Annotated in this window: 9 protein-coding genes; 4 read left to right on the forward strand and 5 right to left on the reverse strand. The window is 68.4% G+C overall.

All coding sequences use genetic code 11. The annotated features are described in order from the left end of the window. The 4 genes from VEG08_04125 to VEG08_04140 all read right to left on the reverse strand — a co-directional run. Nucleotides 1–507: ATP-binding cassette domain-containing protein (locus VEG08_04125; GenBank protein ID HXZ27171.1), on the reverse strand; the 507-nt coding region annotated here is incomplete at its 3' end. A 30-nt stretch (nucleotides 508–537) separates the two neighbouring features. Further along, a complete protein-coding gene (locus VEG08_04130; GenBank protein HXZ27172.1) occupies nucleotides 538–1,188 on the reverse strand; it encodes a PilZ domain-containing protein in 651 nt (216 codons plus the stop codon). Between the two features lie 151 nt (nucleotides 1,189–1,339). Then, nucleotides 1,340–2,827: a diguanylate cyclase gene (locus VEG08_04135; GenBank protein HXZ27173.1), complete on the reverse strand. Its 1,488-nt coding sequence runs from the start codon at nucleotides 2,825–2,827 to the stop codon at nucleotides 1,340–1,342. Between the two features lie 96 nt (nucleotides 2,828–2,923). After that, on the reverse strand, nucleotides 2,924–3,136 hold the full coding sequence (locus VEG08_04140; protein HXZ27174.1) for a hypothetical protein: 213 nt from the start codon (nucleotides 3,134–3,136) through the stop codon (nucleotides 2,924–2,926). Here VEG08_04140 and recG point away from each other — a divergent pair. Then, nucleotides 3,090–5,399, forward strand: coding sequence for an ATP-dependent DNA helicase RecG (gene recG, locus VEG08_04145; protein HXZ27175.1), 2,310 nt, complete (start codon nucleotides 3,090–3,092; stop codon nucleotides 5,397–5,399). The genes VEG08_04140 and recG overlap by 47 nt on opposite strands. 95 nt (nucleotides 5,400–5,494) lie before the next feature. On the opposite strand, the gene VEG08_04150 is transcribed toward recG, so the two are convergent. Further along, nucleotides 5,495–6,094 carry a hypothetical protein gene (locus VEG08_04150; GenBank protein ID HXZ27176.1) on the reverse strand — a complete coding sequence of 200 codons (600 nt, stop codon included), beginning with the start codon at nucleotides 6,092–6,094 and terminating at the stop codon, nucleotides 5,495–5,497. 176 nt (nucleotides 6,095–6,270) lie between these two features. On the opposite strand from VEG08_04150, the gene selA reads away from it, so the two are divergent. The 3 genes from selA to VEG08_04165 form a co-directional block, all read left to right on the forward strand. Then, nucleotides 6,271–7,698, forward strand: a complete 1,428-nt coding sequence (gene selA / locus VEG08_04155; GenBank protein HXZ27177.1) for an L-seryl-tRNA(Sec) selenium transferase — start codon at nucleotides 6,271–6,273, stop codon at nucleotides 7,696–7,698. Continuing rightward, entirely contained in the window at nucleotides 7,695–8,072 is a 378-nt protein-coding gene (gene acpS, locus VEG08_04160) for a holo-ACP synthase (GenBank protein ID HXZ27178.1), read from the forward strand. The genes selA and acpS overlap by 4 nt, the downstream gene beginning before the upstream one ends. A gap of 60 nt (nucleotides 8,073–8,132) precedes the next feature. After that, nucleotides 8,133–8,934: hypothetical protein (locus VEG08_04165; GenBank protein ID HXZ27179.1), on the forward strand; the 802-nt coding region annotated here is incomplete at its 3' end.

Consider the following 8,934-nt stretch of genomic DNA (forward strand, 5'->3'; position numbering starts at 1 on the left):
GGCGTTGACCGGGTCGAGGCCGGCGAAGGGCTCGTCCATCATGATCAGTTCGGGCTCGTGCAGCAGGGCGGCGATGAACTGCACCTTCTGCTGCATGCCCTTGGAGAGTTCCTCGACCTTCTTGGGCATCCAGGCGGCCAGTTCCAGGCGCTCACACCAGCGGCGGGCGCGCGCCGCGGCGTCGCGCGCGTTCAAGCCGCGGATCTCGCCCAGGAAGACCAATTGCTCCAGCACCTTCATCTTCTTGTAGAGGCCGCGCTCCTCGGGGAGGTAGCCGACGCGGCGCAGGTGGCCGCGCTGGAAGGGCTCGCCGAAGAGCCGCACCTGGCCGGCGTCGGGCACGGTGATGCCGATCATCATGCGCAGGCTGCTGGTCTTGCCGGCGCCGTTGGGGCCGAGCAGGCCGTAGATGGTCCCGGGCAGGATCTGGAAGGAAAGATCGTCCACGGCCACGAAGTGGTCGTAGCTCTTGCGCACCTTCTCGAGCTGGACAGTGGGGCTGGGCATGAGGGCGAAGCGATTAGGGTCGCAGAAGCGTTAGTGGATGTCCAGAAAATCGTCGATCCACTTGCGCACCTCGAAGCGGCGGTTGTCGTTGGCATCGAAGCGCATGCCTACCATGCCCTCAGCCTCGGCGCGCCAGCACAGGGAGGCATAGACCACGGTCTTGGGGGTGTCGGGAAGGGTGAAGGTGAGCTGGTAGACGCCGGTGGTGGGTAGCTTGTCGGTCGGGAACAGAGACATTCCTCCGGCGCTGATCTCGCGGGTGGAAGCAGAGTAGCGGCGGCCTTCGGCCTCCACCTGGACCTCGACCACCATGGGGATGCGGACGTAGCGGCGCAATTCGTGCAGCACCAGCAGGTGGGCGGAACGCACCGTGCGCAGCGCCGACTGCCGCTCCACCGGCTCCTCGAAGATGGCATTGATGCCGTAGCGGGAGTAGCGCAGGGCCTGCTGCGTCCCCTTGGAGATGCCGAAAACCACCAGGCGCTTGTTGGAGGGGGAGGAGCGGGCCGCCTCCAGCACCGGAATGGCGGAATCGTCCAGGCGCAGCACGCAGCCCTCGAACTTCTCCTTGTGCATGCGCCCCGCGGCGTCGTCGCCCAGGTTCAGGATGCTGATGTTGAACTGGCGGAAGCAGTCGCGCAGGATATTGGTGATAGGCTCCTCGACGCCGACCAAGGCCACCCGAGCGAGGACCTTCCGGGTCGAGGGACCGGTGGGGGCAACCGCAGAACCCATGGGGCCTGATGTCCTTTCGGGGGAGTGGGTAACCGCTAATTCTCAGGTCTGGGACGGGATTTGGCAACCGCTATTAGGAAGGAGGACGGGCCAGGCCTCAGGCAAACAGCTTCTTGACCTCGCTGGCGGCGAAGACGCGGTTTCTGCCGCCCTGCTTGGCGACATAGAGGGCGGCGTCGGCAGCCTTGACCAGCTCGTCGCGGGTCTTGCCGTTCTTGGGAAACTCGGCCAGGCCGGCGCTCACCGTCACCGGCCGCGGCACCCCGGGGAAGTGGAAGCTCTCGATGGCCCGGCGCAGCTTCTCGGCCACGTTCCTGGCGCCCTGGCCGGTAGTCTCCGGCAGCAGGATGGCGAACTCCTCGCCGCCGTAGCGGCAGACCACGTCGGGGGCGCGCAACTGCTGGGCCAGCAAAGCGGAGACCTGGCGCAATACCTCGTCGCCCAGCAGGTGGCCGAACTCGTCGTTGAGTTTCTTGAAGTGGTCGATGTCGATCATGATCATGGACCACCCGGAGGGATAGCGGTCGGAGCGGCCCAGCTCCTCCGACATGCGCTGCTCGAAGTGGCGGCGATTGAAGATGCCGGTGAGCCCGTCCAGGAAGGCGAGCTGGCGCACGCGGTCGAAGTAGCGGGCGTTCTGGATGGCGGTGGCCACGATGTCGGCGACCGACTCCAGGGGCTGGGCGTCGGCCTCCTCGAAGGCGTTGGCGCGCGCACTCTCCAGCACCAGGACCCCCACCGTCTGCCCGAAGGAGATCAGGGGCAGGCAGATCTCCGAGACCGCCTCCTGAAAGCCGGCCACGTAGCCGGCCATGGCGGGAACGTTGTTGGCGACGATGGTCTTGCGGGCCGACAGCGCCTGCCAGGAGAGGCCCAAGCCCGGCGGCAGGACCGCGCCGCGCTCGAAGATGGGGGTGAGCTTGCCTTCGAAGGCGCGCACCACCAGCTTGTCCTCTTCCCAGAGCAGCACCGCCACCTCGTCGAAGTTGTGGAAGGACTCCAGCAGGAGTCGTCCGACGGTGGCCAGCAATTCATCCAGGTCCAGCACCGCCGTGGTCTGGCTGGTGATGGCGTTGATGGCCTCCAGTTGCTGGGCGCGCCGCCGCTCCAGCGAGTACAGGCGTGCGTTCTGCAGGGCGATGGAGGCCTGGGTGGAGAACAGGGTGAGCAGGTCGAGGGTCTCGGAATCGAAGTGCGCGGGCTCGTCGCTCTGGCAGTCCAGGATGCCCACCACCTGGTCGCGCAGCATCAGGGGGATGGCCACCTGGGAACGCGTGCTGGCGGCGGTCGCGATGTAGCGGGGGTCGCGGGCCACGTCAGGGACGTAGAGCGGGCGCTTGAGGCGGGCGGCCGCGCCCTGCAGGCCCTGGCCCAGGACGAAGCTCAGCTTCTCCGCGCCCGGGTCCCAGCCTACCTGGCTGCGCACGCAGAAACGCTCGCCCTTGGCGTCGTAGAGCAGGATGGCGGCGGTGGGCAGATGGAAGTAGTCGCGGGCGATGGTGAGGATCTGCCGCAGGACCTCGTCCAGGTCAAAGGTCGCCAGCACCACCTGGCTGGCGTCGTAAAGGATGGCGAGCTTGGGCATGGGTGAAGCCTGGGGACTGCGGCGATTCTACTGCGGAAGGCGGCGCCGAGGCCAAGTTCTCCCCCACCTCCGTAACCACTCCAAGGAGGGGATGGCTCAGGGGCGGGAGCGGGCGGCGCGGCCCAGGAAGAACAGCAATTCGACCAGACCGTAGAAGACCAGGCACACCCAGAAGTCCACCAGCAGGCCCAGGTCGAAATCGAATTCGCGGTGGCGGGCGGCGGGCGGCAGGTGCGGCATCAGCAGCAGGAAGTAGACGGCGTTGCCCGCCAGCACCGCGATCAGCGACTTGGTGAAGTTGCGCAGCACCTCTCTCCATTGGACACCGCGGCGCAGGCGGAGGGTGGCAGCCGGCTGCGCGGAGCGAGTACTATCGCCCTGCATGCTGGAACTGGCCACGCCGGTGCAGTACGTGAAGGGCATCGGGCCGCGCATCGCCGAGCTGTTGGCGGCCAAGGGCGTGGCCACGGTCGAAGACCTGCTCTACTACCTGCCCTTCCGCTACGAAGACCGGCTGCATCCCCGCGGCATCGAGGAACTGCGTGCAGGCGAGACCGCCAGCGTGATCGCCGAGGTGCGCACCTCAGGGCTGTTCCGCACCCGCCGCATGCCCATCTTCCAGATGACCGCGGGCCAGGGGCGCACCACGCTCAAGTGCCTGTGGTTCAACGCCACCTACCTGAAGGACAAGTTCCAGCCCGGGCAGACGGTGGCGCTCTACGGCAAAGTGGAGGAAGACACGCGCGGGCGCGGGCGGCTGCAGATGATCCAGCCGCAGTTCGAGGTCCTGAGCGAAATAGAAAGCCCGGAGGACGCCGCCTTCCAGTCGCTGGAGGTGGGGCGGATCGTGCCCATCTACGAGTCGGCGGCGGGAGGCAAGCTGACCTCGCGTTGGTTCCGGCGGGTGATCCACGGGGCGCTGGAGAACGTGGCGTCCGACCTGCCCGACGGCATCCCGCGCGCCCTGCGCCAGCGCCTGGGGCTGGCGCCGCGGCGCCAGGCCTTCCAGCTAGCGCACTGGCCCGAGCCGGGCGAGTCCTTCGACGACCTACAGGCCGCGCGCACCCCCGCCCATCGCCGGCTGATCTTCGAGGAACTCTTCTTCCTCGAGCTGGGTCTGGAGCTGAAGCGGCAGAAGCTGCGCGCGGTGCCCGGCATCGCCTTCCCGGTGACGGAGCGGGTGCGCGAGGCCATCAAGCGCATCCTGCCCTTCCATCCCACCGAGGCACAGAAAAAGGTGCTGCGCGAGATCGCCGACGACATGCGGCGCCCCACACCCATGCGGCGGCTGCTGCAGGGCGACGTGGGCTCGGGCAAGACCATCGTGGCCTTCGAGGCCGCCATCCTGGCCATCGAGAACGGCCACCAGGTGGCGCTCATGGCGCCCACCGAGATCCTGGCCACCCAGCACTATCTCTCGGCGCGGCGCATCCTGGAGAACGCCGGCTACCGCATCGTGCTGCTGACCGGATCGCTGGAGCCGGAGCGCAAGCGCGAGATCCGCCGCCACATCGCGCAGGGCAATGTGCACCTGGTCATCGGGACGCACGCCCTCATCCAGGAGCGGGTGGAGTTCGGCAAGCTGGGCCTGGTGATCGTGGACGAGCAGCACCGCTTCGGCGTCCTGCAGCGCATGCGGCTGATGAAGAAGAGCGCCGAGGCGGCCGAGCCCGACACCCTGGTGATGACCGCCACCCCCATCCCCCGCACCCTGGCGCTCACCCTCTACGGCGACCTGGACGTCAGCCTGCTCGACGAGATGCCGCCGGGACGCACGCCCATCGTCACGCGGAGCATCTCCGACGAGCGCGCCGACGAGGTGTGGGGCTTCGTGCGCCAGCAGGTGGCGGCCGGGCGCCAGGCCTTCGTCGTCTATCCCGTGATCGAGGAGAGCAAGGAGGAGCGCAAGCAGGACCAGCCGCTGGCCGGCGACCTGTTCGAGCAGCCCAAGGCGTCGTCGCTCAAGGCCGCCATCCAGATGTACGAGCAGTTGCGCAAGAAGGTCTTCCCCGACCTGCGCGTCGGGCTGCTGCACGGGCGCCTGGATCCCGAAGAGAAGGACTCGACCATGCGCCGCTTTCAGCGCGGCGAGGTGGACGTGCTGGTTTCGACCACGGTGATCGAGGTGGGGGTGGACGTCCCTAACGCCAGCGTGATGGTGGTGGAGCACGCCGAGCGCTTCGGGCTGGCGCAACTGCACCAGTTGCGCGGGCGCATCGGGCGAGGCGCGGCCAGGAGTTACTGCGTGCTCATGACCGGCGGCAAGGTCACGCCCGAGGCCGAGCAGCGGCTCGACACCATGGTGCGCACCACCGACGGCTTCGAGATCGCGGAGAAGGACCTCGAATTGCGCGGCCCGGGAGAATTCTTCGGCACGCGCCAGGCGGGCATGCCCAGCTTCCGCGTGGCCAACCTGCTGCGCGACCGCGAATTGCTGGAGACCGCCAAGCGCGAAGCCGCGGCGCTGGTGCGCGGGCCCAGCCCGGAGCTCCCGCAGGAGGAGGTCCGCACCGCTTTCCAGCACTTGAAGGCACACTGGCAGCGAAGGTACGGGCTGGTGGAGGTGGGGTGAGAGTTGGAGTTAGGAGTGTGTAGTCAGGAGTTAGCGGCGGGAGGACCTCTCGGCGCGCGCAAACTCCTGACTCCTCATTACTAACTACAAGACCCTCAGTCCGCCTTGCTGGCGAAGAGATTCAGGTCGCCGACGTCCACGTGCGCGTGCAGGCGGTAGGGTCCGGTGCCCTGGGTGCGCAGCTTGCCGCCCAGCCAGCCCTTGGGGTTGCCGAAGGGCGAAGCGTTGAGGTCGCCGATGTGCACGGAGGCGTCCACCAGGCCATAGGCGGCGGGGTCGCTCACGTCCAGCTTGACGTCGCCCACGTGGTTCTCGATGTCCTTGTTGCCCTCGATGCCCTTGACCTCCAGGTCGCCGGCGCTCAGCCGCACCCACAGGTTGGTGCGCTGCGGGACTTCGATAGTGACTTGCAGGTCCTTGCGCGGCCCGCTGACCCAGAGTTCGGAAGCGCCGTCGCGGGTGCGGAACTCGACCTTCACCTTCTGGAGCTCCTTTTCTTTCCTGGTGGAGTAGGTCACCACGATCCTGTCGCCGGAGCCGGCGCGGATCTGGTAGTCGCCGCCGCCCAGGTGCATGGCCAGGCTGCTGCCGGACGAGAAGCTGCTCTCCGCCTTGCCCGGCCCCGCCTGCGGCTCCGCGGCCGCGGCGACCGCCAATAGGGAACACGTTGCCAGAATCGCCAGCAAGCCCCTCATGAGACACCTCCACCTGGGGTTGAAGTACGGAGCATATCAAAAAGAAGTTCCCCGCTGGTAGGGGGGCTGGGTGAAATGGGGGTTGGTAGTTTGTACTTCAGGAGTCAGCCCGGGACGGCCTCGCCAACTCCTAACTACGAACTTCTGACTCCTTCTGTGTGATTAAATAAGCGGTCGTGAAAAGCGCGTCCAAGGCGGCAGGCAAGTCCGCACTCTACAGAAAGCTGCCCGCGGTGGACGAACTGCTGCGCGCGCCCGAGGTCGCCGCCATGGCGGCCCGCGAAGGGCACGCGGCGGTGGCGGAAGCGGCGCGGGGCGTGCTTGCCACCCTGCGCCAGGAGATCGCCGCCGGGCGCCTGGACGACGAGCGACTCGAACTCGCGCTGGGCGGGCTGGCCCCGGCCGTGGAGCGCCGGCTGCGGCAAGCGCTCGGCTTCTCGCTGCGTCCGGTGATCAACGCCACCGGCGTGGTGCTGCATACCAACCTGGGACGCGCGCCCCTGGCGGAGAACGCGCTGGAGCGCATGCGCACCATCGCCACCGCCTATTCCAACCTGGAGTTCGACCTGGAAACGGGGGAGCGCGGCCGGCGCGACGCGCATGCCGACCGGCTGTTCGCGCGCCTGCTCAACCGCGACGGCGTGCGCGGCGTCTCCACCCTGGTGGTGAACAACAACGCCGCCGCCGTGCTGCTGGCGCTGAACACGCTGGGCGAGGGCGGCGAGGTCATCGTCTCGCGCGGCGAATTGGTGGAGATCGGCGGCAGCTTCCGCATCCCCGACGTCATGGCGCGCTCGGGAGCGCTGCTGCGCGAGGTGGGCACCACCAACCGCACCCGCCTCTCCGACTACGCGCGCGCCATCGGCAAGCAGACCCGGGCGCTGCTGCGCGTGCATCGCTCCAACTTCCAGATCGTGGGCTTCACCGAGCAGCCGCCGCTGGAGGGCCTGGTCAAGCTGGCGCACAAGCACAAGCTGCCGCTGGTGGAGGATTTGGGCTCGGGAGCGCTGGTGGAGCCGCGCGCGCTGGGCCTCGCGGGCGAGCCCAGCGTGTGGGACAGCCTGCGCGCGGGCGTGGACGTGGTCACCTACAGCGGCGACAAGCTGCTGGGCGGGCCGCAGGCGGGGTTGCTCAGCGGCAAGAAAGACGTGGTGGCGCGTTTGCGCGCCAATCCCCTCTTCCGGGCGCTGCGCGTGGACAAGCTCACCTACGCCGCGCTGGAAGTGACCTTGACGTCCTACCTGCGGCAGGACCACGATGCCATCCCGGCGCTGCGCATGATGCGGTTAAGCGCGGAAGAGATCGGGAAGCGGGCGCAGGCGCTGGCGCAGAAGCTGCGCGCGGCCCCGAAGCTCGCGCTCACCGTGGTGCAAGGCGAGTCGGTGGTGGGCGGCGGCGCGGCCCCGGGGGCGGCGCTGCCTACGGTTCTGCTGGCGGTGGAGTGCGCGGGCCTGGGCGCGGACGCGCTGGCGGCGCGGCTGCGCGCCGCCGAGCCGCCCATCATCGCGCGCGTGGAAGAGGGCCGCGTGCTGCTCGACCTGCGCACCGTCTTCCCCGAGCAGGATGAGCTGGTGGGGCGCGTGCTGGCGAGGATCGCGGGATGATCGTCGGATCGGGGGTGGACATCGTGGAAGTGCCGCGCATCGCCGCCGCCATCCGGCGCTTCGGCGCGCGCTTCCTGCACCGCGTTTTCACCGAGGACGAGATCCGCTACTGCGAGTCCAAGCACAACCGTGTGGAGCGCTACGCCGCGCGCTTCGCCGCCAAGGAAGCGGCGCTGAAGGCCATCGGCACGGGCTGGCGCCGGGGCGTGGCCTGGAAGGAAGTCGAGGTCGGGCGCGAGCCCGGCGGGCGGCCCACGCTGATCTTCACGGGGCAGGCGGCCAAGCACGCCGCCCTTCTGGGCATGAAGCGCGCCGCGCTCTCCCTCTCGCACACCACCGAGCACGCGGTCGCGCAAGTAATCTTGGAAGACTGACCGCAGAGACCGCAGAGAAATCAATAAATGAATAAATCAGCAAATCAATAAATCCCCCCGATGAGCGACGCGCCCATCCTTCCCTACGAGGCTCCCCCTGAGGCAACGACGGTGGATCGCGCTCCCCTGGCCGCGGTCGCGCTGGTGAGCTTTGCCAGCCTGCTACTGGAGCTGGCGCTGACGCGGCTGTTCTCGGTCGTCCTCTTCTATCACTTCGCCTTCCTGGCCATCTCGGTGGCGCTGCTGGGACTGGGCGCCGGCGGGGTCTTCGCTTACCTGCGGCGCGCGCGCCTAGCAAGCGTGAGGACGCGGCGGCTGGGCGCCTGGCTGTGCGGGCTGAACGCGCTAGCCATCGTGGCGGTGCTCGAGATCGTGCTGCATGTGCCCGTCTCGCTGGGGCTGGAGCGCGCCAACTTCCTGCGCCTGACGGTGCTGTACCTGGCGGCGGCGGTGCCCTTTTTCTTCACCGGGCTGCTGTTCTCGACGCTGTTCGCGCGGGAGAGCGGGCGCATCTCGCATCTCTACGGCGCCGATCTGACGGGCGGGGCGCTGGCTTGCCTGGCGGTGGTGCCGCTGCTGGATGTGGTGGGCGGGCCGAATGCCATCCTCTCCGCGGCGCTGGCCATGGCGGTGGCGGCGGCGGTGTGGGCGGAGCGCGGCGGACGGCGCAAGGCCGCGCTCACGCTGGCGGCTCTGCTCGGCCTGCTGATCGCGGCCAACCATTCCGGGCGGCTGATCGACATCGTCTATGCCAAGGGCATGCGCCGCGACCGCCCCTGGATGCTCTTCGCGCGCTGGAACGCCCTGTCGCGCGTGGAAGTGGACCAGCAGGGCGACTCCAAGGTCATCGTCATCGACGCCG

Source organism: Terriglobales bacterium, from assembly GCA_035624475.1.
GTDB lineage: Bacteria > Acidobacteriota > Terriglobia > Terriglobales > Acidobacteriaceae > DASPRL01.